This is a genomic window from Streptomyces rimosus subsp. rimosus, assembly GCF_000720725.1.
GTDB classification, from domain to species: domain Bacteria; phylum Actinomycetota; class Actinomycetes; order Streptomycetales; family Streptomycetaceae; genus Streptomyces; species Streptomyces rimosus_A.
The window spans coordinates 37,505-62,559 of sequence record NZ_JOCQ01000021.1 but is presented as its reverse complement, the minus strand read 5'-3'; the positions used below and the strand labels follow the sequence as shown (position 1 = coordinate 62,559).

Here is a 25,055-nt window from a genome sequence, read left to right as displayed (position 1 = left end):
CCCAGGCCCGGATGGTGGAATGCAGACACGGCGAGCTTAAACCTCGCTGGCCTTCGGGCCGTGCCGGTTCAAGTCCGGCTCCGGGCACAGCACATGGCCGCCGGTGCCGTGGACCGGCCCGCCCGGCGCGCGGCCGCTGCGTGGCGTCCGCTCCACGGCCGGCCCGTCGTCGGCAGGCGCCCGGACGCGGCGCTCCGCGGAGCCCTGGACGCGGCCCCGGCCGGCTCCCGTTCCCGGCCGTCGCGCTACGGCTGCTCCCGATCGTACGACCGGTGCGCGTCCTCGTCACCGGTCTTGACGTCATCGGCGTCACCGGCGTCCCCGCCGCCCGCGGCCCCGTCGGCGGACGCCGCGCCGCCGGGCGGCCAGGCCGGACGGACCTCGGCCGGTACGGCGGCGAGCGCATGGCCGACGGTGGGGAAGCAGGCCAGCGCGTCCACGGCCCGGGTGACCAGGAGGACGTGCAGGACACGGACGCCCAGGGAGGCGAGCAGCAGCCGCCCGTTCATCCGCCGGCACAGCCACTCCAGCGCGAGCAGGCAGTTCAGACCGCGGGAGTCGCAGAACCTCAGCGCGGTCAGGTCCAGCACCAGGAACCGGTGCCCGGCGGCGATCACCGCCCCGGACTCGTCCAGGAACTGCCGCTCGGCGTGCACGTCCAGTTCCCCGGCCACCCGGAGCACCGCGCACTCCTCGGCGTCGACGACCGTGGTGATCGTCAAGCGCCGCTTGCCTTGGGACATCGCTCCTCCACGTGTGCGCCCGGACGGGCCGGACTCCCGGGGCGCGTCCCCGTTACCGCCCAGTGTGCCGGGCGGGCCGTCCGGGCCCGCGGCGCCGGGTCGCTCCGGTACGGCGCCGGTGCCGCCCGGCGGCCGTCGGCGCCGGTCAGGGAGCCGGGCGGGGCCGCATTCGGCGCACCCCGCGAATGCGCGCGGCCGTGGATAGCGCAAGCATTTCCACGGGGGAAACGCTGGTGCTGCAAATGGTCGCACTTCGGACCCGAACAGATATATCACATGGCAGCGCGTGTTCGATCGGATGCGGCCGCGGTAGACATCCGGTGTCACATTTCTGCGCACGAGGAGAGAAAGCATGCGCAAGTTCATCGGTCGTACCGCCGGCTCGGTCGCCATCGCCGCCCTTGCCATCGTTCCGCTCTCGGGCATGGCCTCCGCAGCGTCCTGGGACGACGCGCCGCGCCACACCTCCGGCAGCAACTGCGCTGCCAAGTACGGCAAGTTCCACTGTGACCGCGTGCACAAGGAGCACAACGAGTACAACGACAACAAGGCGTACACGTACAACGACAACGACACGTACAAGTTCAAGTACAAGAAGAACGTCACCAAGGTCGGCCTGGCGATCGGCAACGTCGAGCAGTGAACCGGCTCCGGCGGGACGGGCGGCACCGCGTGCCGCCGGTCCGCTGAGACCTCGAAAGGCCCCGCGGCGCGCGGGGCCTTTCTCTGTGCGCAGCCACGTGCACATCCCTGTAGGGATCTCTGTGCGGCGGGATTATGACAGCAGGTCCGGGAAAAGGCGCGGCGAGTGCGGCGGTGGCGGTCTCGTTCATTTACGCGACACCGACGCCCGCGGCCGGTATCCGGACTTTCGATTGCCCGGTGCCCGGCCGGCCGCCCGGCGATGCGGTGATATGTGTCTACGGTTTCGTGGCATTCGGGTGAACCGGCGAAACTGAACTGGCGGTCGCGAGTTGTCCAGGACGCTCCGGAAACGGGCACTCCGCTTCGAGAAGGGTGAATCGTGATCAAGAAGTTCCTGGCCACGACGGCCGTAGCTGCGTCCATCGTCGGCGTATCGGCCATGGCGGCTCCGCAGGCCATGGCGGTCGGCGACGGACGCGGAACGTCGACCGCCAACGGCAACGGCGCGGGACAGGCATTCGGCAACTCCGACACCGAGGGCGACATGTCCCCGCAGCTGAGCCTGATCCAAGGCACGCTCAACAAGCCCTGCCTCGGCATCCCGATCACGAACGTTCAGAACATCGTGGCCCTGGTCAACATCGGCGTACAGGACATCCTGTCCTCGGACCAGAACCAGCAGTGTGTCGAGAACTCGACCGAGTCGCAGGGCGACCAGGCGCTGTCGCACATCATCGACAAGCTCCCGCTGCTGTCCGAGAACGGCGTCAACAACAGCTGAGCCGGACTGCCGTAAAAGGCCCGGGACGTCGGTTCTCTCCTCCTGATCGGCTCGGGCCTTTGCGCTTTGTGAAAAAGCGCGCAGTTCCTGCCCATGGTCTTCTATCCTGGCCCGCGCTGAACCATCTGGGCGATTCCTCGTGAAAATCGACTTCTCGAGAGTTTCGTCAGCGCGGACAAATCGTTACGAATATTGGTGGCGGTGTTACGGGCAATCATGAGGGCGCCCGTGCGGCACGAAGGACGTGACCGTTTCAGACTCCGCTGCGGAAAGGGCTGAAAGTGAAGTACGCGAAGGTTGCCGCAGTCGCTGCTGGAACGCTCATGGCGGTCGGGGCCGCCACCCCGGCGTTCGCCGACGCGGGTACCTCGGGCGCCGCGCAGAACTCCCCCGGCGTCCTCTCCGGCAACGTCCTGCAGATCCCGATCCACATCCCGATCAACCTCTGCGGGAACTCGATCGACATCATCGGGCTGCTGAACCCGGCGTTCGGCAACACCTGCGTCAACGACTGACGTATCGCGTCGGACGGGTAGCAGAGGATGGAGCGAAAGGCCCCGGCGCGCCAGCCAAGCGTGCCGGGGCCGGTCGCGTTCGAGGGGGCCGGGAAGCGGCGAAACGGATGGGTTTCTCTTTCGGGCCGAAATCGTTGAACACCCAAAAGGCGGTGGTCCGGGCAATGCCGGAAAGGCCGTCGTGCGGCGCATTCGCCGCCGACTGCCGGAAGCGCCGCCCAGGAAAGGACAGCGGAAAGTGAAGTACGCGAAGACTGCCGCGTTTTTGGCCGGCTCCGCCATGGCCCTGGGAGTGGCGTCCCCTGTTTTTGCCGGCGCCCCGGGCCAAGGGCCGAGTTTCAGCATCAACGGTGGGCTTGCGGAAGCTCTGAAGAACAAGCAGCTGGACGGCCGGCAGCTCGACCCGGTGGTCAGGACGGTCGAGGAGACTTCCAGCGACCTCCAGGATTCCCCGGCCACGAGGAAGCTGGTGCACGCCGTCGGGGATGTCGCCCAGAAGACGCCGGGGCTCAAGGGCGTCGAGGTTGCCAGGTCGTCCGGAAAGTAGTCCGTCCCGCGGTTCCGCTGCCGGCCGCGGCCGAATTCCCGGAGCGTCACGGTCAGTATTCAGGCGGCCGGTGTGCAGGCCGGCGGCACAGCTGTTCCCCTCAGTTGAGTGCGAAATCATTTGAGTGATGGAGCAAAACCAAGCTCGTCACACCGAGTTGTTCACACTGCCCCGGGTAAAGAGCATCCCGAAACGCGAAGGATCACACATGATCAAGAAGGCGCTGGCAACAGTAGCCACGGCTGCTTCCGTCGTAGGTGTCGCGGCCGCCGCCGCCCCACAGGCGTCAGCGGTCGGTGACGGCCGTAAAGTCGGCACGTACAACGGCAACGGTGCGGCCCAGGTGTACGGCAACATGTCCACGATGGGGAACATGAGCCCGCAGTTCGCGCTCATTCAGGGCTCCTTCAACAAGCCCTGTATCGCGCTGCCGGTCCAGGACGTGCAGAACCTCGTGGCCCTGGTCAATGTCGGTGTGCAGGACATCCTGTCCTCGGACCAGACCCAGACGTGTGTCGAGAACTCGTCCCAGGTCCAGGGCGACGGGCCGCTGTCGCACCTCATCGACAAGCTCCCGGTCCTCTCGGTCAACGGCACCAACAACGAGTGACGGGCGCCGCCGCCGCGTGAAACAGCACGAGGGCCCGCAATGCCGCCGGCCGGCAAGGCGGGCCCTTTTCCTGTGCCGCCACCGGTGGCCGCGCCACCGTCAGCCGGTCTTGTCCGGCTCCTCCAGCAACGCCCTGCGCAGGCTCATCAGCGCCTCGAAATCGGCGACCCGCGCAAAACGGCCGAGCAGGGTGTCGACTCCGGCATCGTCGCCGCGGCGTACCGCGTCGACGATTTCCTCTTGCACGTGCGTCGCGTCCAGGTGGGCGGCCATACGGAAATCTTTGTCCTTTCGCTGTCCGGCGGGCCAGGGAATCGTCCCCGCCCGGTGCCGCCGAAAGCCACACGGAAGAGTGGGACACCGGCCCGGGAACTGGAATGTCGATCTGTTCGGGTGATGATGCGCAACTTTCCCGGCCGTGACGGGTTGTTGCTTACAGGGCTCCCTTCGTCATGGGAGTTCATTTCCTGAAGGGGTTTCGAGATGAACAAGATGATGGCGGGCGTGGCGGTTGCCGCGTCTCTGGTCGGTATCTCCGCGGCGGCCACTCCGGAGGCCATGGCGGTGGGCGACGGCCGCAACACGGGGACGGCCAACGGCAACCACTCGGCCCAGTCGTTCGGCAACAACCGCACCGAGGGCGACATGAGCCCGAGCGCCACGCTCATCGGCAACTCGCTGAACAAGCTGTGCATCGGTATCCCGATCACGAACGTGCAGAACATCGTGGCGCTGGTCAACGTCGGTGTTCAGGACATCCTGTCCTCGGACCAGAACCAGCAGTGTGTCGAGAACTCGACCGAGAGCCAGCAGGACCAGGCGCTGTCGCACCTCATCGACAAGCTGCCGCTGCTCTCCCAGAACGGCACCAACAACCAGTGACCGTCGTCGGCGGCCGGCCACCGGCCGCCGAAATCCGTTGAGGGACCGCACGCCGCCCGCGTACGGTCCCTCCACGGCGTCCGGGCACCTTCCCGGCCTCCCGTACGTCCTCCATACGGAGATCCACCGGCGCGAATCGTTCTCGGGCAGGATTGACCACCGATGGCGGGGGTGAAGATCCTGCTCAAGAACTAGAACGTGCTTTTGCCAAGCCATTACCCTTGTGGGAAGGCCGCGCACGGCGGCCATGGAGGAGTGAGATGAGGAGCAGCAACCCGGTCTTCTCGCGACGGGGGTTCAGCCGCGACAACAACGGCTACGCCGGCTTCAACGCGCCGCCGCAGGCCGGGGGCCCCGCAGCGAACCCTTACGCCGGAACGAACCCGTACGCCCAGTCCGGCAACCCCTACGCCCAGGACGCCGCGCAGGCCACCCAGGCGCCGTCGTACGCGCCGCAGGCCGGCCGGATGACGATGGACGACGTCGTGCTGCGCACCGGCGTGACGCTCGGCACGGTCATCGCCGGCGCGGCCGTCGGCTGGATCTTCCTGACCAAGAGCCTCGGCTTCGCCGTCGGCGCCGGTCTGATCGCGATGGTGCTGGGCTTCGTCCAGTCCTTCAAGCGCAAGCCGTCGCCGGCCCTGATCCTGACGTACGCGGCCTTCGAGGGCATCTTCCTCGGGGCGCTCAGCGGCGCGATCAACGACATCCCGAAGCTCAGCGGCGCGCCCATGCAGGCGGTGATGGGCACGATGGCGGTCTTCGTCGCCATGCTCGTCGCCTACAAGACCCGCATCGTGCGGGTCACCGCCCGCTTCACGCGCTACCTGCTCATCGCGATGCTCGGCTTCGTGCTGCTGTCGATGGTCAACATGCTGTTCATGGTCTTCGGCGGCGGTGACGGCCTCGGCTTCCGCAGCGGCGGCCTCGGCATCCTGTTCGGCGTCGTCGGCGTGGTGCTCGGCGCGCTGTGCCTGGCCCTGGACTTCAAGCAGGTCGAGGACGGCATCGCGTACGGCGCTCCGCGCGAGGAGTCGTGGCTGGCCGCGTTCGGCCTGACGGTGACCCTGGTGTGGATCTACACGGAGCTGCTGCGGCTGATCTCGATCCTGCGGGACTGACGCGGCGCCGCCGGGTGACCGGATCCGGCGCCCGGCGCACGGACGTGACGAAGGGCCCGTGGGGGACTCCCCACGGGCCCTTCGGCGTTCCGGGCGGGCACGGCTAGAGCTTGCGCGCTGCGCGCCTGAGGTCGTACTCGTGGACGATCGCCTTGGCGTGCCCGTAGGCGAGGTTGTGCTCGCCCCGGAGCCAGCTGACCTTCTCCTCGAAGCGGAAGAGAGCGGGGCCTTCATCTACCGTGCGAAGCCAGTCGGAGACTTCGCGGCCGGTGCAGTGGGGGATGCGGGAGAGCAGGTTCCGGTGGGTCTCTTCGGAGAAGAGTTGAGACATCGGCGCCTCCGGACGCGTTCGATGCTGGTCCTTCAGCCCACCGTGCCTGACCGTTCGGGTGTTGGCAACCACCCGGGAGTGGCGCATAAGCTCGGGCTGTGCTTGACGTGACGCCTTTGCAGACCGCTGTGGACGCCCTCGCCGACCGCCTGCGGGCGCTGCCGCAGAGCACCTTGGCGCGGGGTGCGGCAGCCGAAGCGCTCGCCCTCGCCCGCGAGTTGGCGGACCGGGCGCAGCGCCTGGAAAACCCCCGGCGGGAACCGTACGAGCTCCCGGACGCGGGCATGTTCGCGGTCGGCGACCAAGTGGCGGTGGCCGGACACGACTTGGTGGAGGCGGTGCGCGCCGCGGGGGACGAGCGGGCGCTGTCGTCGGCGGTGGAGCTGGTGCGGGAGGCCGCGGTGCGCTGCTGAAGGCCCCGGGCAAGGGCCGCTTCCGGCCGGATTCCCGGCGGGAGGCGAGGATTCCCGCGAGCCCGCGGCGGCTCTCAGAGGGATCTCAGAGGGACGCGATGACGCGGTCCGCGAGGATGTAGACGCTGTCGGTGGTGGCGGGGCCCCAGGAGAAGGTCAGGGCGTAGGCGCCGGAGACACCGGAGCCGCCCAGCAGGACCGGGGTGCTGCCCTCGCGCAGGGCGTCGGCGACGCGCTCGGCGGTCTCCCGGTGGCCGGGCGTCATGCAGACCGTGGTGCCGTCGGCGAAGACGTACACGTCGAGGGTGCCCAGCGGGCCGGGGCGGACGTCCGCGAGCGGGGTGCGGTCGCGGGCCAGCTCCTCCAGGCGGTTGACGGTGCGCTCGTGGTCGCCGATGGCGGGGGACGGGGTGAAGTCCGGGTGCGAGGGGTGGCGCCGGCGCGCGGCGGCCAGCTCGGCGGACTCGGCCTCCTCGACCGCCTCGTTCTCCAGCGCGTCCACCGGCTCCAGGGCGCCCGGGCCGTCCGCGGTGTGCAGCGCGTCCGGGCCGAGCAGCGGCTCCAGCCCGGCCAGGTCCGCCTGCCGGGGCAGGAAGAACGGGTCGTCCAGCCGCTCGTGCGGGTCGAGGTGGTCGGTGCTGCCGTCCAGCGGGCCCAGCAGGGACGGGGCGTCGGCGGCGTCCCGGGCCTCCTGGGCGGCCCAGAAGGCGCGGGCCTCGGCCAGTTCGCGCTCCCGCTCCTCGGCCAGCGCGTCGGCGACGGCGGCCCGTATGTCGGCGAGCGCGTACTCGGCGGCCGGGGCCGGGCGGGCGGCGGGGATGCTCGCGGCGGCGGCCTGCGCCCGGGCCTCGGCGCGGGTCTCGGCGTGCGCGGCGAGCAGTTCGGCGCGCAGCCCGGCGACCTGGCGGCGCAGCGCGTGGGCGGTGTGCAGGGCGGCCGCTCCCAGGGCCACGGCGACGGCCGCGGCCAGCAGCAGGGCAAGAGTGATGGCGCTCACTGACGTACTCCCATTAGCAGAATGTCCCCCGACTTCCTACATCAGGCTGCCGGTCGTCGGCGACCGTTCCCAGTGGCCGAGGACCCGGGTCGGACGGGGATTTGGACCTGGTGCGTTCGAGTGACACCGCGCTGACCTGCGGGGACACCCCGCCTTGGGGGGTTTGGTCACAATCCATGGGGGGATTTGATCGCGATCTCATCAACCGGTGAGCCAGATCACCGATGGTCGCTCTGGGTACGTCAGTTGGGACGCAGGGTGCGGGTGAGGCGCACCGGAGGGGCGGGTGCGGCGGGCGGGGCGGGACGGGTGCCGCGCGGGGCGGCACCCGTCCCGTACGCCGACGGGCGGCAAAGGTCAGCTCAGGCGCTCGATGACCATCGCCATGCCCTGGCCGCCGCCCACGCACATCGTCTCCAGGCCGAACTGCTTGTCGTGCCACTGGAGGGAGTTGATCAGCGTGGTGGTGATGCGGGCGCCGGTCATGCCGAAGGGGTGGCCGACGGCGATCGCGCCGCCGTTGACGTTCAGCCGGTCCAGGTCGATGCCGAGGTCCCGGTACGAGGGGATCACCTGGGCGGCGAACGCCTCGTTGATCTCCACCAGGTCGATGTCGGAGATCCCCAGGCCCGCGCGCTTCAGGGCCTGCTTGGACGCCTCGACCGGGCCGAGCCCCATGATCTCCGGCGACAGGCCGCTGACGCCGGTGGAGACGATCCGGGCGAGCGGGGTCAGGCCCAGCTCGCGGGCCTTGGTGTCGGACATGATGACGAGGGCGGCGGCGCCGTCGTTGAGCGGGCAGCAGTTGCCGGCCGTCACCAGGCCGTCGGGGCGGAAGACCGGCTTGAGGCCCTGCACGCCTTCGAGGGTGACGCCCGCGCGCGGACCGTCGTCCTTGCTGACGACCGTGCCGTCCGGGGTGGTCACCGGCGTGATCTCGCGCTCCCAGAACCCGTTCTTGATCGCCTGCTCGGCGAGGTTCTGGGACCGTACGCCGAACTCGTCCATGTCCTGGCGGGTGACGCCCTTGGCGCGGGCCAGGTTCTCGGCGGTCTGTCCCATCGCGATGTACGGGTCGGGCAGCAGGCCGTCCTCGCGAGGGTCGTGCCAGTCGGCGCCCTCCTGCTCGGCGCGGGCGGCGGTGCGCGCCTCCGCGTCGGCGAACAGCGGGTTGTGGGTCTCGGGCAGCCCGTCCGAGGTGCCCTTCACGGAGCGCGAGACGGTCTCGACGCCGGCCGAGATGAACACGTCGCCCTCGCCGGCCTTGATGGCGTGCAGCGCCATCCGGGTCGTCTGGAGGGAGGACGAGCAGTAGCGGGTGACCGTACAGCCCGGCAGGTGGTCCATGCCCATCTGCACGGCGACGATGCGGCCCAGGTTGTGGCCCTGTTCGCCGCCCGGCAGACCGCAGCCGAGCATCAGGTCGTCGATGTCCTTCGGGTCCAGCGCGGGGACCTTGGCGAGCGCCGCCTTGATGATCTCGGCGGTCAGGTCGTCCGGGCGCACGTCCTTCAGGGAGCCCTTGAAGGCGCGGCCGATCGGGGAACGGGCGGCGGACACGATCACGGCTTCGGGCATGACGGCTCCAGGAGGAAGACGGCGGACGGGCAGAACTGTGGGGGAAGTTACCCGCCCGTAAGGCGGAGGTCACGCAGTCGGCGTTGTGATGTCGGGCTCTTTTCTAAGCGCATGCTTATCGCGGTACGGGCCCGCCGGCCGCCGCCGTACTCCGGGGGCGCCGTCGCCGCCGTATCTCGCAACGGCCCGGATCAGTCGGCCCCTCGCGCCCGGCCCGCCGCGTCCGCCTCCTCCGTCGGCTCCGGCGTGGGGATCTGCCGCCGGCGCCGGTGCTTGAGCAGGGCCCACGGCGTGCGGGTCGGGGTGACCTCCGTACCGCCCTCGTCGGCGGCCTGGGCGGCGGCCTCGGCGACCGGGAGGATGCCCTCGCGGCGGTACGGCTCGACGCGCTCCTCTTCGGGCCACAGGCCGAGCGCGGCGCAGAGGGTGGGCAGCACGGCCATCGCGGCGGTGGCGTAGCCCTCGGCGGACGGGTGGTAGTTGTCGGGGCCGAACAGCTCGCGCGGGTGGGCCTCGAACTCGGGGCCCAGCAGGTCGCCGAGGGAGACCGTACGGGCGCCGTGCGCCACCACGCCGATGGTCTGCGCGGCGGCGAGCTGCCGGGACAGGCGGCGCGCGACCCAGCGCAGCGGCTGGTAGACCGGCTCGATGGTGCCCAGGTCGGGACAGGTGCCGACGATCACGGCGCAGCCGGCCTCGCGCAGCCGGCGCACCGCCTCGGACAGCAGGCGCACGGAGCGGGCGAGCGGCATGCGGTGGGTGACGTCGTTGGCGCCGATCATGATGACGGCGACGTCGGGCGCGGGCCCCGGCTCCGCCAGGACGAGCGTGACCTGCCGGTCGAGGTCGTCGGACTGGGCGCCGGGCAGTGCCACGTTGCGCAGGTCGACCGGGAGCTCGGCGACCGCGGCGAGGCCGGAGGCGAGCAGGGCGCCCGGCGTCTGGCGGGGGCGGTGCACGCCCTGGCCCGCGGCCGTGGAGTCGCCGAGGAAGGCCAGCCGCAGCGGCGGCCGGTCGGTGCGGTGGGCGAAGGCGGATCCGTAGCGGCCGTCGGCGCTGGGCGGAACGGCGCTGGAGCCGCCGACCGTACGGCGGGCGAGGCGGACCTCGGTCAGCAGCAGGCCGACACCGGCCACGCCGAGCAGACCGATCCCGCCGCCGCCCACCGCGGCGGCGGCGGCGATCCGCCGTGCCACCCTCGCCCTGGACATCGTCATCGGCATAAGGCCGGGCACCTCCCCGTGCAGTGCGTTCGGAACATGTGGTGGCTGGTGGATGGGTGTGGCGGTGAATGGGTGTGGCGGTGGACGGTCGGAGCCGGCCGAGGGACCCGGTTCGGGATGCCGAAGCGGCCGGAACGAGAAGCGGTACATCAAGGTGGTGCCCCGTCGGGCGGGCCGCGCAACGCACGGCGCCGTCCCGGGAGCGGGCAATAGGCTGGTCGGATGGGCGCAGGACAGCGCGCCCCCGACAGCGGAGACCACCGTGCAGTTTTACGAATCCATGATCGAGCTCGTCGGCGACACACCGCTGGTGAAGCTCAACAACGTCACCCGAGGAATCCAGGCCACCGTCCTGGTGAAGGTCGAGTACTTCAACCCGGGCGGGTCCGTGAAGGACCGGATCGCGGTGCGGATGATCGAGGCCGCCGAGCAGTCCGGCGAGCTGAAGCCGGGCGGCACCATTGTCGAGCCGACCTCGGGGAACACCGGGGTGGGCCTGGCGATCGTGGCCCAGCAGAAGGGCTACAAGTGCATCTTCGTGTGCCCGGACAAGGTGTCCACCGACAAGATCAATGTGCTGCGGGCGTACGGCGCCGAGGTCGTGGTCTGCCCGACCGCGGTGGACCCGGAGCACCCGGACTCGTACTACAACGTCTCGGACCGGCTGGTCCGCGAGACGCCGGGCGCCTGGAAGCCGGACCAGTACAGCAACCCGAACAACCCGCGTTCGCACTACGAGACGACCGGTCCCGAGCTGTGGGAACAGACCGAGGGGAAAATCACTCACTTCGTCGCGGGCGTCGGCACCGGCGGCACCATCAGCGGCACCGGCCGGTACCTGAAGGAGGCCAGCGAGGGCCGGGTCAAGGTCGTCGGCGCCGACCCGGAGGGCTCCGTCTACAGCGGCGGCTCGGGCCGCCCGTACCTGATCGAGGGCGTCGGTGAGGACTTCTGGCCGAGCGCCTACGACCGTACGGTCGCGGACGAGATCGTGGCGGTCTCGGACAAGGACGCCTTCCAGATGACCCGGCGGCTGGCCAAGGAGGAGGGCCTGCTGGTCGGCGGCTCCTGCGGCATGGCGGTCGTGGCGGGCCTGGAGGTCGCCGAGCGGCTCGGCCCGGACGACGTGGTCGTCGTCCTGCTGCCGGACAGCGGCCGCGGCTACCTCAGCAAGATCTTCAACGACGAGTGGATGGCGGACTACGGCTTCCTGGAGGACGCCGGTCCCGCGGCCCGGGTCGGCGACGTGCTGCGGCACAAGGAGGGGGCGCTGCCCTCGCTGGTGCACATGCACCCGGAGGAGACGGTCGGCGAGGCCATCGACGTGCTGCGCGAGTACGGCGTCTCGCAGATGCCGATCGTCAAGCCGGGCGCCGGGCACCCGGACGTGATGGCGGCGGAGGTCGTCGGCTCGGTGGTGGAGCGGGAGCTGCTGGACGCGCTGTTCGCGCAGCGCGCGTCGCTCGCCGACCCGCTGGAGAAGCACATGTGCCCGCCGCTGCCGCAGGTCGGCTCGGGCGAGCCGGTCGGTGACCTGATGACGGTCCTGGAGAAGGCGGACGCGGCGATCGTGCTCGTGGAGGGCAAGCCGAAGGGCGTGGTCAGCCGGCAGGACCTGCTGGCGTTCCTGGCGCGGGAGGCGAAGCAGGGGTAGTGATTCGGATGGGGTTGGGGTTCGTTTCCGAGGTTGCTCTGCACCGAGGACAGCCGGTGTCAAGCGACCGTCAGGAAACGTGCGGGCACCGCAAGGTGTACGTATGCGTCACGCGCCCGCAGCACGGGCTTAACACTGGCCCGGCACAGTGGTGACGGTGGCGATACGGACTTCCGGAGCGGCTCCCGGACCTTCCGCAGATCGCCCGGACGCGCACGGCCGGCCCTGACCCGGCCCGCGTCCCCCGCGGGGACCGCCGTCGTCCCGCCCCCGGCTCCGGCCGGGGTGCGGCGGTCCCCGCGCCACCACCAGGCCCGTACGAGCGGCTGCCGGTCTACTCCCAGCCGTCCTCGTCCTGCTTGTGGTCCTGGCGGGAGCGCTTGAAGAAGCCGGACGCGTGCACCGCGTTCACGCCGACGATGCCGGCCCAGCTGACGAGCAGCCCCACCAGGTCCGCGTGGGCGGCGCCGATCGCGGACAGCGGGATCGCGAGGACCAGCGAGACCGTGGCGAAGCCGAAGCGCTCCGCGTAGCCGCTGCCGCCACCGCCGGAAGCGCGCGGCCGGGGCGGCTGCGCACCGCGCGCGACCTGCATCTGCTGCTCGGCGAACTGCCGGCGCACCCGCTGGTCGACCGTCGTGTCGAGCTTCTCCAGGAACGACTCGACCAGCTCGGACTCGTACTCCGGCCCCAGCTCCTTGCGCGTCTGCAGGGTCGCGTCGAGTTCTTTCCTCAGCTCGGGGTCATGGGTAGCCATGCTGCTGAGATTACGGGCGGGAGGGGGACGGCGCGGTAGGGCTGTCCCCCGTATCCGTGGGGGTGGCGGCCGGATCGTCCGGCGCGGCGGACGGCACGCGGCCGGTGTCGCGGCGGGCGACCGCCCAGTACAGGACGGCGGGTACGGCCAGCCCGACGAGCCAGGACACGTCGGCGCCGCCGAGCGGGGCGACCAGCGGGCCGGTGTAGAAGTGCGTGGACAGGAACGGGAGCTGGGCCAGTACGCCGGCGCCGTACACCGCCAGCGCCCCGCCGTTCCAGGCGCCGTAGCGGCCGGACGGGTCGCTGAGCGCCGGGATGTCGTAGCGCTCCTTGGAGATCAGGTAGTAGTCGACCAGGTTGATCGCCGACCACGGGGTGAAGAAGGTCAGCAGGAACAGCAGGAAGTCCTTGAACGAGGTGAGGAAGGAGTCCTTGCCGAGGAGGGCGACGGCGGTGCCCGCGAGCATGATGCCGGTGATGTAGGCGGTGCGGCCGCGCGGTGACAGGGTGGCGCGGCCGCGGAAGCCGCTGACGCTGGTGACCAGCGACATGAAGCCGCCGTAGGTGTTCAGGACGTTGATGGTCAGCTTGCCGAGGGCGATGACGAAGTACAGCGCCGAGGCCGCCAGGCCGGTGCCGCCGAGGGAGACCACGTAGGAGACCTCGTGGCCGGTGAAGGCGGTGGGCGCCGCGGCGGCGGCCAGCGCCCCGAAGGTCATCGACCACTGCGATCCGAGGACCGAGCCGGACAGCGTCCACCAGAAGGTGGCGCGGGTGGAGGTGTGCCGGGGCAGGTAGCGGGAGTAGTCGGCGACGTACGGGCCGAAGGCCAGCTGCCAGGACGCGGACAGTGAGACGGCGAGCAGGAACAGCGGGAAGGAGAAGGACCGGTCGTGCAGCAGCGTGGCCAGGTCGGCGCGCTCCAGCAGTCGGGCGCCGAGGTAGAGGAAGGCCAGCGCGCAGACCACGCTCGCGACCCGGCCCAGCAGGTGGATGAGCCGGTAGCCGACCGCCGCGGCGACGGCGGTGACCGCGGCGAAGACGAGGATGCCGGGGGTGTCGCCGAGATGCGTCAGCTCGCCGACCGCCTGCCCGGCCAGCACCGTGCCGCTGGCGAAGAAGCCGATGTACATGACGATCACGAGCGCCAGCGGCACCACCGCGCCGCGCACCCCGAACTGGGCCCGTGAGGAGATCATCTGCGGCAGGCCCAGCCGTGGCCCCTGCGCGGAGTGCAGGGCCATGACCGCGCCGCCGAGGACGTTGCCGAGCAGCAGCCCGAGCACGGCCCAGAACGCCCGGGCGCCGAAGACGACGGCCAGCGCGCCGGTGACCACGGCGGTGATCTGGAGGTTGGCGCCGAGCCACAGGGTGAACTGGCTGACCGGCGAGCCGTGGCGTTCGGCGTCCGGTACGACGTCGATCGAATGCCGTTCCACCACTGCCGCCATCGGCCGCCTCCTCGTCCCGGCTGTATGAGTTCATGCAGGATCGATGCGGGTGAATGAATAAATCAATACCCCGGACAGGAAAAGATGGCGCGCGGGGCCCTACGGACGCCGGCCCGGCCGTACGGGGGCTCCGGGCGGCCGCGGGCCTACAGGGGGCGGAGTTCGTCCGCGTACGAGACGGAGAGGCGGCGCATCAGGCCGTCCTCGGTGATGGCGTACTGGCCGAGCCGCCACAGCGGCGGCGAGTAGGCGTGCAGCGAGACCGTGTCGTCGGTGGCGCCGGTGAGGCGGTGGATGTGGTCCGGGCCGAAGCAGAAGGAGGCGCCTGAGCCGACGGCGGTGGCCAGATGGGCGCCGCCGATGCGCGGATTGGACTCGGTCAGCACGCCCTGCACCACGCGCACCGCGCCGGACGAGAGGTCGTGGTCGTGCCAGCCGGTGTCGCTGCGCCGGGTCCAGCACAGCAGCCAGACGTCGACGTACGTGTCGCGGTGCAGGGAGGCGTAGTGCCGCTCGGTGTCGGAGAAGGCGACCTCGCCGCGCCACAGGCCGGGCAGGCCGGCCAGCCGCTCGACGAGGGAGCGCAGTTCCCGCTTGTCGAGATTGCGGGCGGGAAGGGCGGTGAAGAGGCCGGGGGTGCGGGGAGAGGCGGCGGGCGGGTCCGGGCAGTGGTGCGTACGGGGCTCGGGCATTACGGGCGGGCTCCCTTCGCCGGGCCGAGGAGGCGGGCCGGGTTGGCGGTGTACAGGGCGTGTACGGCGGCGGCGCCGAGGTCGGGCACGTCCGGCACGGCGTACGGGCGGTCGCTGCCGAAGACCACGGCGTCGATGCCGACGGCGCGGACGACCGTGTCCACGGCACGCGTGCCGTACGAGGAGGTCTCGTAGAAGACGCCGGGGTCGACGCGCCCGCGGTCCCGGCCGCCGCGTGCCGCCAGCCGCTCGCCGTGCAGCGGGGCGAGGCCCGCGAGGGCGGCGAAGCAGACGCGCAGGTGCGGGTGGTGGGGACGGCCGAAGGCGCGGAAGGCGAACCAGGCGGCGTGCAGCTGCTGGAGGTAGGGGACGAGGGCGGGCCACCACGGCGGGCTGCCGGGCGGGGCCGGCGGCGCGGCTCCGGGGTGGACGAACAGCGGCCGCCCGAGACGGGCCACGCCGTCGAGCAGCGGCCCGCAGCGCCTCCACCCGGCGGCGTCCGTCAAGGCCGTGGCGGGGAGCTGGAGGCCGGCGCAGCCGCGGCGCAGCAGGCGTACGACGGGTCCGGGGTCGGGGACGGGAACGGACAGGCAGGGGGAGGCCCAGACGCCGAACGGGGCGGGCAGGGCGAGGGCTTCGTCGTGGAAGGCGTCGAGGAGCGGGGCTGCTTCGGCGGGCTGCAGGAATTCGATGCCGAGGGGGCTGGAGAGCGAGAGCAGGGCCCGGTCGAGGCCGTCGGCGCGGGCGCGTTCCGTACGGGCGGCGGGGTCGTGTTCGGCGGGGTCGACGGCGTACGGGGGCTCGCCGGGCAGGTGCAGCGTCCGGCCGTCGAGGCGGGGCGGCGTGGTGCGCGCACGCAGCAGCGCGCGGAACCGCGGCGGCCAGAGGTGCTGGTGGACATCGGTGGGCACGGGCTCCCTCCGGGAGGGGGACCGGTCGGGTGGTGCGCCTCGAAGCGGTCCGGAACCAGGGAAGTTAACCGCTTCAGTTACGCGATTAAGTGAAGCGATTAACCCGAATCCGTGTCAAGGGAACGGCGGGGGCGGGCACGCGCACGGCACGGCGTCCGCGCGGTGCAACACGCGGGACGGGGCGGCCCCTTGGGTAGGCTTCCGGCATGGCCAGGCCCCGTAAGCGCACCACTCTCCGCGAGGTGGCCGAGGCCACCGGGCTCTCCACCGCCGCCGTCTCCTACGCGCTGCGCGGCACGCACGTCTCCAAGGAGACCGAGGAACGGGTGCGCAAGGCCGCCGCCGAACTCGGTTACGAGGCCGACCCGATCGCCCGCGCCCTGGCCAGCGGCCGGACGAGCATGGTCGGTGTGCTGGCCGGCGACCTCCAGGACCTGTGGCAGCAGCACCTGATGGCGGCGATAGGGCGGGAACTCCTCGCGGGCGACCGCTACGCCCTCATCCTGGACGCGGGCGGCGACCCGCAACGCGAGCTCGCCCTGGCCAAACAGCTCCGTGACCAGCGGGTGGACGGCCTGCTGGTGTCCCCGGTCGATCCCTCGGCGGCGGGCTGGGCGCAGATCGCCGAGGCGGTGCCGGTGGTGTCCATCGGCGACTCGCTGCGCCGCGCCCGTACGGCGGGAGAAGTGCTGTTCGACAACCGCGCGGGGATCGACGCCGTACTGGAATACCTGACCGGACTGGGCCACCGGCGGATCACGGTCCTGACCCCGACCGGCCCCTCCACCCCGGACCGGCCCGCCGACGTGTACGTACGGGAAGCCGCCGGGCGGCTCGGCATCGCGGCCGAAGTGCTCCCGTGCGCCCAGGAACTGGGCGAGGCGACGGCGGTGGCGCGGCGCGTGCTGCGCGACGGCGGCGCGGACGGGGCCCGTTCGACGGCGGTGTTCTGCTTCTCCGACTCGATCGCGTACGGGGTCTACGCGGCGGCGGCCGAGGCGTCGCTGAAGGTCGGCCGGGACATCTCGGTGGTCGGCTTCGACGACCACCCCGTCTCCCAGGTGCTCACCCCGCCCCTGACGACGCTGGACTGGGGCCTCACCGGTATCGCCGAGGAGGCGGCGCGGCTGGCCGTCGCGGCGATCGAGGGGCGGCGGGTACGGCGCAAGCGCATGCTGTGCGCGCCACGGCTGAGCGAGCGGGGGTCGGCCGTACGGGTCTGAAGTCCCCGGGCCGGGTGCGTCAGGCGGGGAGGGCGGTCTGCGGGGTCCGGGCGGTGCCGGGAGCCAGCCCCAGGGCGCGGAAGGTGACGCGCTGGTCGAACCACAGCAGCGCGACCGTCGTGCCGCCCATGACCACCGCGAACAGCAGGTGCCCGGCCGCGGACGCGACCTGGGCGCCGACCGCCCCCAGCAGCGCGTGCGCACCCATCCGGAAGGCGATCAGGCCGAAGGCGATGAACCGCGTGCGGGAGTTCTTCAGCAGCGCCTTCACCAGCTTGATCCGGCGGCGCAGCACGGTCAGCCCGACGACGATGTTGACCGCCGCGAAGGCGAGGATCACCGTCCAGGCGCCGGACCACGCGTGGCACAGGTCGTAAGCGGCCCCCAGCACCCCCTCGAACGCGAAGAACCACACCGGCAGCGGCTTCACGTTCGCCAGCTCCTCCGCGGAAACCTGCCGCCCCGCGTTCTTCCGCGCCTTCGTGAAGATCTTCATGTCCGCCCCTTGGTGGTGAAGTACCGCTGCTCTGTGATGTCTCCATCCTGCTGAGCCGCCGGGCTGCGCGGCAGCATCAAGCGTCCCTGGCTGGGCGGGACAAATGTCATGGCGGGCGGCGGGCCCGCCGCCCGGGGCTCCACCGGAACCCGCACGCCCACGCGTATGCGAAAGGGCCGTTGTTCGGATAATCCGGAACCTTTCGGCCCGGCGGGCTGTCTCACCATCGGTACGGCCCAAACCCGACAAAGGAGTTGTTCCGGATGGTGCGTCGCGTTCGTGTGCTCTTGCTGACCGCTTTACTGCTGGTGACGGGTTCGGTGGTGTGGTCCGCGCCCGCCTCCGCCGTCATCGGCGGGTCGAAGAGCACCTACGGCCCGTGGGCGGTGCGCATGCTCGTCGACGGCAAACCGGCGTGCACGGGCACCGCGGTCGCGCCCCAGTGGATACTCAGCGCCTCGCACTGCTTCTACGAGCAGGCGGAGCCGATCGCCGACAAGCGGATCTCCTTCCGGATCGGCAACCTCGACATGCGCAAGGGCACCACGGTCCGCCCGCTGCCCGGCAAGCGCGTGGGCAGCACGGCCGACATGATGCTCATCAAGGTCCCGCCGATGAAGATCCCCACGGCGCGCCTGGCCACCGCCCCGGTCCACGTCGGCCAGACCGTGCGGCAGTACGGATGGGGCGCCACCTGCACCGAGGACGAGAACGCCTGCCAGTCCCCGGTGCTCAAGCAGTCGAACCTGCGGGTCGTACGGCCGGACGACCCCCGGTGCAAGGGCTACACCGCACCGGGCGGCCCGGACTTCTGCATGGAGAAGGTGTCCGGCATTCCGGCCGGCGGCGACTCCGGCGGCCCGGTGATGAGCGTCGCCCCGCACGGCGCCGAAACCCTCCTCGGCGTCTTCAACGGCTCGGACCGGGAGACGGTCGCCCAGGCGGGAGAGATCTCCCAGCAACTGGCCTGGATCCGTTCGGTCATCCGGCACTAGCGCGCGGCACGGACGGGCCCGTCCCGGTGACTCGACGGTGCTGCGCCGGGACAGGTGATGTCGGTGGCCGGGCGGGCGCCGGTGAGCAGGAACGCAGTGGTCCGCGCGTCCCCGCAGGTGCGGTCGTCGCCCTGGTAGGCGCCGTGGCCACCGGCCTCGACGGTGATCATCCGGGCGCGGTCGCCGAAGGCCCGGCGCATGGCGCGGGCACCGGCGAGCGGGGTGGCCGGGTCGCGGCGGTTCTGGATGAGCAGGACGTTCGACGGGCCGTGCGAAGTGATGCGTACCGGCTGCTCGGCGGGCGGCGACGGCCAGAAGGAACAGGGCATGATGTTGACCGGCATGCCGGCCGTCAGCGGGTGGCGGACACGGTCGGCGGCCACGTCACGGGCGTACGCCTCCGGGGAACGGGGCCAGGCCACGTCGTTGCAGAGGGTGGCGACCGAGGCGGCGGCGGTGTGCTGCTGGGTCTCGATGTCCGGCGAGGACGGCACCGGCTGCGCGGGCAGGTCCGCGGCGTTCGGGTCGTCCAGCTTGGCGCGGGCGGCGCGCATCAGCGTGATCAGGCCGTCCATCCGGCCGTCGGAGTAGAGGCTCGCCAGCAGGTGCTGGCGCAGGACGTTGCCGTTCAGCTCGGCGGGGTTGGCGTTCGGCCAGGGCAGCGGGGTGCGGTCGAGGCGGGCCGCGAGGTCCAGGAACAGCGGACGGACGTCCTCCGGGCGGTCGGCGAGCCGGTCGGCGCGTGCCGGGTCGGCGGCCCGCGCCGCGAAGTCGGGGAAGCGGTCCTCGGCGCCGACGGCGGCGTTCGCCGCCCAGCCGCGCTCCACCCGGGCCGGGTCGGGGTCGCCGTTGCTGTCCAGCACCCAGTGGGCCGTACGGTCCGGAAAGAGCTGCGCGTACACCGCGCCGGCGTACGCCCCGTACGAGAGGCCCAGGCCGGACAGTCGGCGCTCGCCCAGGGCCTGCCGGATGCGGTCGATGTCCCGGGCCTCGTTGGCGGTGCTGATGCTGCGCAGCACCGGCCCGCCGTTACGGGCACAGGCGGTGGCCAGCCGGCGGGCGGTGGCGATGTTGCCGGTGATGGAGCCGTCCGGCGCGGGCCACGGGCGCAGGGTGGTCACGGACAGGTCGGCGTACGGAAGTCCGCAGCTCACGGGCGAGCTGTGGCCCACGCCGCGCGGATCGAAGCCGATGATGTCGTAGGCGGCGCGCAGGCGTTCCGAGAGCTTCGCGGTGGTGGGCCGGTCCAGCCCCGTATTGCCCGGCCCGCCGGGGATCAGCAGCAGTGCCCCGCGGCGCGCGGCCGGGTCCTTGGCCGGGATGCGGGAGACCGCGAGATCTATCTGTCTGCCGCCCGGGTCCTTGTAGTCCAGGGGGACCTTCAGCGTCGCGCACTGCTGCGCGGCCCCGGCAGTCGCCGAGCGGCACGGCTGCCAGTCGAGTGAGGTCCGGGGCCGGGCCGGGGGCGCCGAAGCGGCGGCGTCGGGTGGCGCGAGGAACGGCAGGACCGTGGCGAGAGCCGCGGCGGCGGCCAGAACGGGGGCCCCAACGGGGCGGCGGCGTTTGGAGTTTCGCATGGGAACAGCCTGTCCGGGCGGGCGCCGGACGCCCAGCGGGGCAGCACCAGGATCGGGGCGGGGGTGTGCCCCACCCCCCCGCCGTACCGGAGGGTGATCTGCCGGTTGGCGGCGGCCTGCCTCTTGTCCGTCCTGTATATCGTCATGCAGAGTCAGGGTGAGTGAATAGATGCCGAGAGGGGGCGGCGCCATGGAGTCCCGGTCTCTGGATCAGGGCAGGCGGGGCGGTCGTACGTCCGGGGGCGCGGGCGTCGTCCCGTCGCCGCCCCTGTCCACGGTGGTGCTGGACGGGCGCAGTCTCGGCGTGGGCGGGATCGTCGGCCTCGCCGAACGTACGGCCCGGCCCGCGGTGCTCGACCCCAAGGGCCTGGCGTACGCGCGGGAGTCCTGGGAGACCGCCCGCCGGCTCGCCGCCACCGGCCGGGTCTACGGGCGCAGCACCGGCGTCGGCGCCAACCGTACGGAGGACGTGGTCGCCGCCGACGACGGGCACGGGCTGCGGCTGCTGCGCAGTCACGCCGGGGCGATCGGGGACCCGCTGCCCGCGCGGGAGGTGCGCGCCATGCTGGCCGTCCGCGCCAACCAGCTGCTGGCGGGCGGCGCCGGGCTGCGGCCCGAGGTGATCACGGCGCTGGCCGGGGCGCTGGAGAGCGGCGCGTATCCGGTCGTGAACGAGTACGGCGCGGTCGGCACCGGGGACCTCGCAGCGCTCGCCCAGACCGGGCTGGCCCTCGTGGGCGAACACCCCTGGGCCGGTGGCCCGGCGCCCGCCCCGCTCGCCCTGGACGGCAATGACGCGCTCGCCCTCATCAGCAGCAACGCCCTCACCCTCGGCCAGGCCGCGCTCGCGCTGGACGGGACACGGCGCCTGCTGGACGCGGCGCTGCCGGTGGCCGCGCTCTCCCTGCTGGCGGTCGGCGGCTCGTACGAACCCTTCGCCGAGCCGGTCGTCCAGGCCCGCCCGCACCCCGGAACGGCCGCCGTCGCGGCCCGGATGCGGGAGCTGACCGGGGCACCGGCCCGGCCCGCGCCGCCGCTGGGCCGCATCCAGGACCCGTACGGCTTCCGCTGCGTCCCGCAGATCCACGGGCCCGCGCTGGACGCCGCCGACGCCCTCGAACGGGTCCTCGCCGTCGAGGTCAACGCGGCGGCCGAGAACCCGCTCATCAGCGTGGCGGACCAGGCGGCGTACCACCACGGCAACTTCTACGCCGCGCACCCGGCCCTCGCCCTGGACGGCTTCCGGCTCGCCGTGCTCCAGACCGCGCTGCTGTCCACGGCCCGCCTCGCCGCGCTCTCCGAGCCGGACTTCACCCGGCTGCGCCCGTTCCTCGGGGACCACGCGCCGGCCAGCTCCGGCGTGATGATCCTCGAATACGCGGCCGGGGCCGCCCTCGGCGAACTGCGGGCCGCCTCGCAGCCCGCCTCCTTGGGGCACGCGGTCCTCTCCCGCGGCGTCGAGGAACAGGCCAGCTTCGCGTCGCTCGGCGCGCGCCAGGCGCTGCGCGCCGCCGTCGCGTACCGGCGGGTGCTCGCCTGCGAACTCGTCGCCGCGGTACGGGCGTTGCGGATGCGCTCGCTGGAGCCCGAGCCGGACGTACCGGCGGCGCGCGCGTTCGCCCTGGCCGCCGGGGCGCTGGACGCGCGGATGGCCGACCGGCCGCTGACGGCGGACGTGGCGGTGGCGGAAACCCTGCTGGACGGGCTGGCCGCGCTGTGATCCGGGGCCGGAAGCCGCCGGGCGGGGGCCCGGATTACGTACAGTCGGGCGGCGGGACGGCGGGCGCACGGCGCGCCGCCCCGCACGACCAGCAACGACACGAAGGCCGGGAGCACGGCCGCGGACACGGCCGGGAGGCAGCGATGATCGGGGACGGCGGCGAGGACCGCGGCAGGAAAGCGGCGGACGCACGGGCCGCGGCGGACACGGGCGCGCCCCCGCCCGGCCCCGCCGAGGCCACCGGCACCGCGGCCCGCCTCCAGAAACTCTTCGAGGGGCACCGCCTGACCCCGACCCAGCGGCGCATCGCCCACTGCATGGTGCGCCGGGCCGCCGACGCGCCGTTCCTCTCCAGCGTCGAGCTCGCCGAACTGGCCGGGGTCAGCCAGCCGTCCGTGACCCGCTTCGCGGTCGCGCTCGGCTTCGACGGCTACCCGGCGCTGCGCAAGCACCTGCGCGAGGTGGCGCCCGCCGCGTCCGCGCGCGGCACCGGCACGTACAACGAGTACCAGCAGGCCGTACAGGCGGAGATCGACAACCTGCGCCACCTCGCGGCGGTGCTGGCCGATCCGGGGCCGGTGGTCCGGGCCGGGCGGCTCTTCGCGGCCTCCCGGCCCCTGCCGGTCCTCGGGCTGCGCGCGGCGACCGCGCAGGCCGCCGGATTCGCGTACTTCGCCCGCAAGGTCCACCCGGACGTCCGGCTGCTCGACGAGGGCGGCACGATGCTCACCGACCGCATCGACGCGGCGGTGCAGGCGGGCGCGAGCACCCTGCTGTGCTTTGCGCTGCCGCGCCACCCGCGCGAGGTCGTGGACGCCCTGGAGTACGCGCACGAGGCCGGGCTGACCGTCGTCACCGTCGCCGACAGCGCCTTCGCGCCGGTCGCCCGCCACACGGACCTGCTGCTGCCCGCCGCGGTCGGCACCGGTCTCGCCTTCGACACGGCCTGCGCGCCGATGCTGCTCGGCCGCGTCCTGCTGGAGGCGATGTGCGACGCGCTGCCGGACGCGCAGGCGCGGCTGGAGGAGTTCGACGCGAAGGCTGCGGAACGGGGACTGTTCGTGGAGTGAGCGGCCGGGCCCGCCCGGCCCCGCCCTGCCTTCCGCGGCTTCACGGAATTCTCAGACGGGCTGGCTACGATCCGCCGCCGTGACGTGGATCCGTAGCCGGATCGTGGAGCGAGGAGGTTGTCGTGGGTCGCGGGGCTGTTGCGCTGGCGCGGGTGGCGGTGCTGGTACGGGCGCCGGCCGGTTGGCTGTGGTGGCCGGGCGTGCTGGCCGCCGGGACCGGCGTACTGGTGCCCGGGCTGACCGGGCGGCGGATCGGGGTGTACGCCGGGGCGGCGCTGTTCCTCGTCGCGGCCTGCACGGTCTTCGCGGTGCGCCGCAAGCGGTACGCGCACCTGGCGAAGGCCGCGTCCCGGGCCGGGAAGTCGGCGATCCTCCAGGACCGCGCCGTGACGCTGCGGGTCTGGCGGCGGGCGCACCGCTGGTGGCTGCTGCTCGCCTTCCTGGCGGCGGTCGGTTCCTCGTTCGTGCTGCCCGCGGCCGGTGGGCTGCTGCTGGCCGGGGCCGGGCTCGGGCTGTGGGCCAAGGCGCTGTGGCTGGGCCGCTGGGAGCACGACCACGACGTACTGCTGTGGGTCCGTACGGAAGCGGCTGTACGGGGCGGACCGGCGGGCCGGGACGTACGCGGCTACCTGACGACCGGCGTGGCGGCGAAGGACGCGCGCCCGGGAGGGGCGAAGGCGGGCCGGCCGAAGGCCGCGAAAGCCTGAAGGGCGCGCCCTGGCCCGGACCCACGGCCCCGGCGCGGGCCTACTCGCCCCGCGCCCGCAGCACCAGCCGGTTCACGCCCCACAGGACGACGCCGATCGCGATGAGCACGGCGGCCCGTACGTACACCTCCGCCGACCGGTCGGCCAGCGGACTGGCCAGGACGAGGGCACCGGCGGCGCCCAGGACCGGGAAGACCGTCGGCGTACGGAAGTGGCGGTGCGGCACGCGGTCGCGGCGCAGCACCAGCACCGCCACGTTGACCACCGCGAAGACGCACAGCAGCAGGAAGGCCGTGGTGTCGCCGAGGCCCTCGATCTCGCCGGTCAGGACCAGGCCCAGGGCCAGCAGCGTGGTCAGGGCGATGCCGACGACGGGCGTACGGCGGCCCGGCAGGACGCGGCCGACGGCGCGCGGCAGGATGCGCTCGTTGGCCATCCCGTAGCACAGCCGCGAGGCCATCATCATGTTGATCAGCGCGGAGTTGGTGACCGCGCACAGCGCCATCAGCGCGAACACCGTGGGCGGGAACGTCGCCCCGCCCGCGTGCACCACCTCCAGCAGCGGCGCCGACGACCCCTGGAGCCGCCGGTGATCGACCAGCAGCGACGAGACCAGGGCCACCAGGACGTAGACCGTGCCGGTGATCCCCACGCCGAGGAAGATCGCGCGCGGGAAGTTCCGGCCGGGGTCCCGGGCCTCCTCCGCCATGTTCACCGAGTCCTCGAACCCGACGAAGGCGAAGAACGCCAGGCCGGTGGCGCCCAGCACGCCGGTGAGCACGGCGAAGCCGGAACCGCCGGTGTCGAGGGCGGCCAGCCGCGCCGGTTCCCCGCCGCCCGTCAGGACCGCGTACACCCCCAGCCCGATGATGATCAGCAGCCCGGACACCTCGACCAGGGTCAGCACCACGTTCGCCTTCACCGACTCCGCCACGCCCCGCAGGTTCAGCGCGGCCAGCGCCAGCACGAACACCACCGCCACCGCGGTCGGCGGCAGATCGGCGAAGGTGCGCAGGTAGTCGCCGCTGAAGGCGCGGGCCGCGGCGCTCGCCGAGGACAGGCCCGAGCACACCACCATGAAGGCGACGAGGAAGGTCAGGAAGGGGACCCGGAACGCCTTCTGGGTGTAGAGCGCGGCGCCCGCCGCCTTCGGGTACTTGCCGACGAGCTCCACGTACGAGGCGGCGGTCAGCACGGCGATGCCGAAGCCGATCACGAAGGGCAGCCACAGGGCGCCGCCCACCTTGCCCGCGACCTTGCCGGTGACGGCGTAGACGCCGGTGCCGAGGATGTCCCCGACCACCAGCAGAACCAGCAGTTTGGGACCGATGGCGCGGCGCAGTGAGGTGGTTTCGCCGGTGCGTCCGGCGGTGTCCGGGTCCGTGGAGGGGGTCCGCATGAGCGGGACATGCCC

At 72.3% G+C, this 25,055-nt stretch carries 27 protein-coding genes and 1 tRNA gene; 15 read left to right on the top strand and 13 right to left on the bottom strand.

All coding sequences use genetic code 11. From position 1 onward, the window contains the following. The first annotated feature begins 5 nt into the window (after positions 1–5). Positions 6–87 (top strand) — tRNA-Leu (locus IH45_RS0113730). Between the two features lie 158 nt (positions 88–245). Here the strand turns inward: IH45_RS0113730 and IH45_RS0113725 are convergent. Continuing rightward, positions 246–743 (bottom strand): STAS domain-containing protein, encoded by a 498-nt coding sequence (locus IH45_RS0113725; protein ID WP_030666656.1) that lies wholly within the window; start codon positions 741–743, stop codon positions 246–248. A 352-nt stretch (positions 744–1,095) separates the two neighbouring features. On the opposite strand from IH45_RS0113725, the gene IH45_RS0113720 reads away from it, so the two are divergent. The 5 genes from IH45_RS0113720 to IH45_RS0113700 all read left to right on the top strand — a co-directional run bounded on the left by IH45_RS0113720 (position 1,096) and on the right by IH45_RS0113700 (position 3,841). After that, positions 1,096–1,386: a hypothetical protein gene (locus tag IH45_RS0113720; RefSeq protein ID WP_003984094.1), complete on the top strand. Its 291-nt coding sequence runs from the start codon at positions 1,096–1,098 to the stop codon at positions 1,384–1,386. 381 nt (positions 1,387–1,767) lie between these two features. Beyond that, positions 1,768–2,169 (top strand): rodlin, encoded by a 402-nt coding sequence (locus IH45_RS0113715; RefSeq protein ID WP_003984093.1) that lies wholly within the window; start codon positions 1,768–1,770, stop codon positions 2,167–2,169. Between the two features lie 281 nt (positions 2,170–2,450). Further along, positions 2,451–2,684: a chaplin gene (locus IH45_RS0113710; protein WP_030666654.1), complete on the top strand. Its 234-nt coding sequence runs from the start codon at positions 2,451–2,453 to the stop codon at positions 2,682–2,684. Between the two features lie 238 nt (positions 2,685–2,922). Further along, positions 2,923–3,231 (top strand): hypothetical protein, encoded by a 309-nt coding sequence (locus IH45_RS01000000143610; protein ID WP_032917391.1) that lies wholly within the window; start codon positions 2,923–2,925, stop codon positions 3,229–3,231. Between the two features lie 208 nt (positions 3,232–3,439). Further along, positions 3,440–3,841: a rodlin gene (locus IH45_RS0113700; protein ID WP_030666650.1), complete on the top strand. Its 402-nt coding sequence runs from the start codon at positions 3,440–3,442 to the stop codon at positions 3,839–3,841. 99 nt (positions 3,842–3,940) lie between these two features. Here the strand turns inward: IH45_RS0113700 and IH45_RS1000000148695 are convergent, their stop codons facing one another. Further along, positions 3,941–4,114 carry a hypothetical protein gene (locus IH45_RS1000000148695; protein ID WP_158813073.1) on the bottom strand — a complete coding sequence of 58 codons (174 nt, stop codon included), beginning with the start codon at positions 4,112–4,114 and terminating at the stop codon, positions 3,941–3,943. Positions 4,115–4,324: 210 nt separating this feature from the next. Between IH45_RS1000000148695 and IH45_RS0113690 the strand changes: the two genes are divergently transcribed. Together IH45_RS0113690 and IH45_RS0113685 are read left to right on the top strand one after the other, a co-directional pair. Then, positions 4,325–4,723 (top strand): rodlin, encoded by a 399-nt coding sequence (locus IH45_RS0113690; RefSeq protein WP_030666649.1) that lies wholly within the window; start codon positions 4,325–4,327, stop codon positions 4,721–4,723. A gap of 260 nt (positions 4,724–4,983) precedes the next feature. Continuing rightward, positions 4,984–5,844, top strand: coding sequence for a Bax inhibitor-1/YccA family protein (locus tag IH45_RS0113685; RefSeq protein WP_030666645.1), 861 nt, complete (start codon positions 4,984–4,986; stop codon positions 5,842–5,844). Between the two features lie 103 nt (positions 5,845–5,947). Here the strand turns inward: IH45_RS0113685 and IH45_RS0113680 are convergent, their stop codons facing one another. After that, on the bottom strand, positions 5,948–6,175 hold the full coding sequence (locus tag IH45_RS0113680; protein WP_003984087.1) for a DUF4287 domain-containing protein: 228 nt from the start codon (positions 6,173–6,175) through the stop codon (positions 5,948–5,950). A 98-nt stretch (positions 6,176–6,273) separates the two neighbouring features. On the opposite strand from IH45_RS0113680, the gene IH45_RS0113675 reads away from it, so the two are divergent. After that, complete coding sequence (locus IH45_RS0113675; RefSeq protein ID WP_030666643.1) at positions 6,274–6,588, top strand: hypothetical protein; 315 nt, start codon at positions 6,274–6,276, stop codon at positions 6,586–6,588. A gap of 85 nt (positions 6,589–6,673) precedes the next feature. Here IH45_RS0113675 and IH45_RS0113670 read toward each other — a convergent pair whose 3' ends face one another. The 3 genes from IH45_RS0113670 to IH45_RS0113660 all read right to left on the bottom strand — a co-directional run bounded on the left by IH45_RS0113670 (position 6,674) and on the right by IH45_RS0113660 (position 10,386). Further along, the gene (locus tag IH45_RS0113670; RefSeq protein WP_030666640.1) at positions 6,674–7,585 is read right to left on the bottom strand and encodes a hypothetical protein; all 912 of its coding nucleotides are present in this window, start codon (positions 7,583–7,585) and stop codon (positions 6,674–6,676) included. Between the two features lie 357 nt (positions 7,586–7,942). After that, positions 7,943–9,163 (bottom strand): acetyl-CoA C-acetyltransferase, encoded by a 1,221-nt coding sequence (locus IH45_RS0113665; RefSeq protein WP_030666638.1) that lies wholly within the window; start codon positions 9,161–9,163, stop codon positions 7,943–7,945. Between the two features lie 191 nt (positions 9,164–9,354). After that, positions 9,355–10,386, bottom strand: a complete 1,032-nt coding sequence (locus tag IH45_RS0113660) for an SGNH/GDSL hydrolase family protein (RefSeq protein ID WP_030666636.1) — start codon at positions 10,384–10,386, stop codon at positions 9,355–9,357. A 262-nt stretch (positions 10,387–10,648) separates the two neighbouring features. On the opposite strand from IH45_RS0113660, the gene IH45_RS0113655 reads away from it, so the two are divergent. Beyond that, complete coding sequence (locus IH45_RS0113655) at positions 10,649–12,040, top strand: cystathionine beta-synthase (RefSeq protein WP_030666634.1); 1,392 nt, start codon at positions 10,649–10,651, stop codon at positions 12,038–12,040. A 334-nt stretch (positions 12,041–12,374) separates the two neighbouring features. Here the strand turns inward: IH45_RS0113655 and IH45_RS0113650 are convergent, their stop codons facing one another. The 4 genes from IH45_RS0113650 to IH45_RS0113635 all read right to left on the bottom strand — a co-directional run bounded on the left by IH45_RS0113650 (position 12,375) and on the right by IH45_RS0113635 (position 15,853). Further along, complete coding sequence (locus tag IH45_RS0113650; protein ID WP_030666632.1) at positions 12,375–12,797, bottom strand: hypothetical protein; 423 nt, start codon at positions 12,795–12,797, stop codon at positions 12,375–12,377. Positions 12,798–12,807: 10 nt separating this feature from the next. Next, positions 12,808–14,250 (bottom strand): purine-cytosine permease family protein, encoded by a 1,443-nt coding sequence (locus IH45_RS0113645; protein WP_030666630.1) that lies wholly within the window; start codon positions 14,248–14,250, stop codon positions 12,808–12,810. 146 nt (positions 14,251–14,396) lie between these two features. After that, positions 14,397–14,942 carry a cysteine dioxygenase gene (locus IH45_RS0113640; RefSeq protein WP_030666628.1) on the bottom strand — a complete coding sequence of 182 codons (546 nt, stop codon included), beginning with the start codon at positions 14,940–14,942 and terminating at the stop codon, positions 14,397–14,399. Beyond that, on the bottom strand, positions 14,942–15,853 hold the full coding sequence (locus IH45_RS0113635) for an amidohydrolase family protein (protein WP_030666626.1): 912 nt from the start codon (positions 15,851–15,853) through the stop codon (positions 14,942–14,944). The genes IH45_RS0113640 and IH45_RS0113635 overlap by 1 nt, the downstream gene beginning before the upstream one ends. Before the next feature lie 206 nt (positions 15,854–16,059). On the opposite strand from IH45_RS0113635, the gene IH45_RS0113630 reads away from it, so the two are divergent. Continuing rightward, positions 16,060–17,076: a LacI family DNA-binding transcriptional regulator gene (locus IH45_RS0113630; RefSeq protein ID WP_030666624.1), complete on the top strand. Its 1,017-nt coding sequence runs from the start codon at positions 16,060–16,062 to the stop codon at positions 17,074–17,076. A 19-nt stretch (positions 17,077–17,095) separates the two neighbouring features. Here the strand turns inward: IH45_RS0113630 and IH45_RS0113625 are convergent, their stop codons facing one another. Next, positions 17,096–17,572, bottom strand: coding sequence for a hypothetical protein (locus tag IH45_RS0113625; RefSeq protein ID WP_078897514.1), 477 nt, complete (start codon positions 17,570–17,572; stop codon positions 17,096–17,098). A gap of 263 nt (positions 17,573–17,835) precedes the next feature. Between IH45_RS0113625 and IH45_RS0113620 the strand changes: the two genes are divergently transcribed. Further along, positions 17,836–18,567, top strand: a complete 732-nt coding sequence (locus tag IH45_RS0113620; RefSeq protein ID WP_030666612.1) for a S1 family peptidase — start codon at positions 17,836–17,838, stop codon at positions 18,565–18,567. On the opposite strand, the gene IH45_RS0113615 is transcribed toward IH45_RS0113620, so the two are convergent. Further along, positions 18,564–20,144, bottom strand: a complete 1,581-nt coding sequence (locus IH45_RS0113615; RefSeq protein WP_050514810.1) for an alpha/beta hydrolase — start codon at positions 20,142–20,144, stop codon at positions 18,564–18,566. The two genes, IH45_RS0113620 and IH45_RS0113615, sit on opposite strands and share 4 nt — an antisense overlap. Before the next feature lie 190 nt (positions 20,145–20,334). On the opposite strand from IH45_RS0113615, the gene IH45_RS0113605 reads away from it, so the two are divergent. From IH45_RS0113605 to IH45_RS0113595, 3 genes are all read left to right on the top strand, one after another. After that, a complete protein-coding gene (locus tag IH45_RS0113605) occupies positions 20,335–21,864 on the top strand; it encodes an aromatic amino acid ammonia-lyase (RefSeq protein ID WP_030666608.1) in 1,530 nt (509 codons plus the stop codon). A gap of 143 nt (positions 21,865–22,007) precedes the next feature. Further along, positions 22,008–22,934 carry a MurR/RpiR family transcriptional regulator gene (locus IH45_RS0113600; protein ID WP_030666605.1) on the top strand — a complete coding sequence of 309 codons (927 nt, stop codon included), beginning with the start codon at positions 22,008–22,010 and terminating at the stop codon, positions 22,932–22,934. 122 nt (positions 22,935–23,056) lie between these two features. Next, positions 23,057–23,641, top strand: coding sequence for a hypothetical protein (locus IH45_RS0113595; protein ID WP_030666603.1), 585 nt, complete (start codon positions 23,057–23,059; stop codon positions 23,639–23,641). 40 nt (positions 23,642–23,681) lie between these two features. Here the strand turns inward: IH45_RS0113595 and IH45_RS0113590 are convergent, their stop codons facing one another. After that, on the bottom strand, positions 23,682–25,040 hold the full coding sequence (locus IH45_RS0113590) for an APC family permease (RefSeq protein ID WP_030666600.1): 1,359 nt from the start codon (positions 25,038–25,040) through the stop codon (positions 23,682–23,684). Positions 25,041–25,055: the final 15 nt, after the last annotated feature.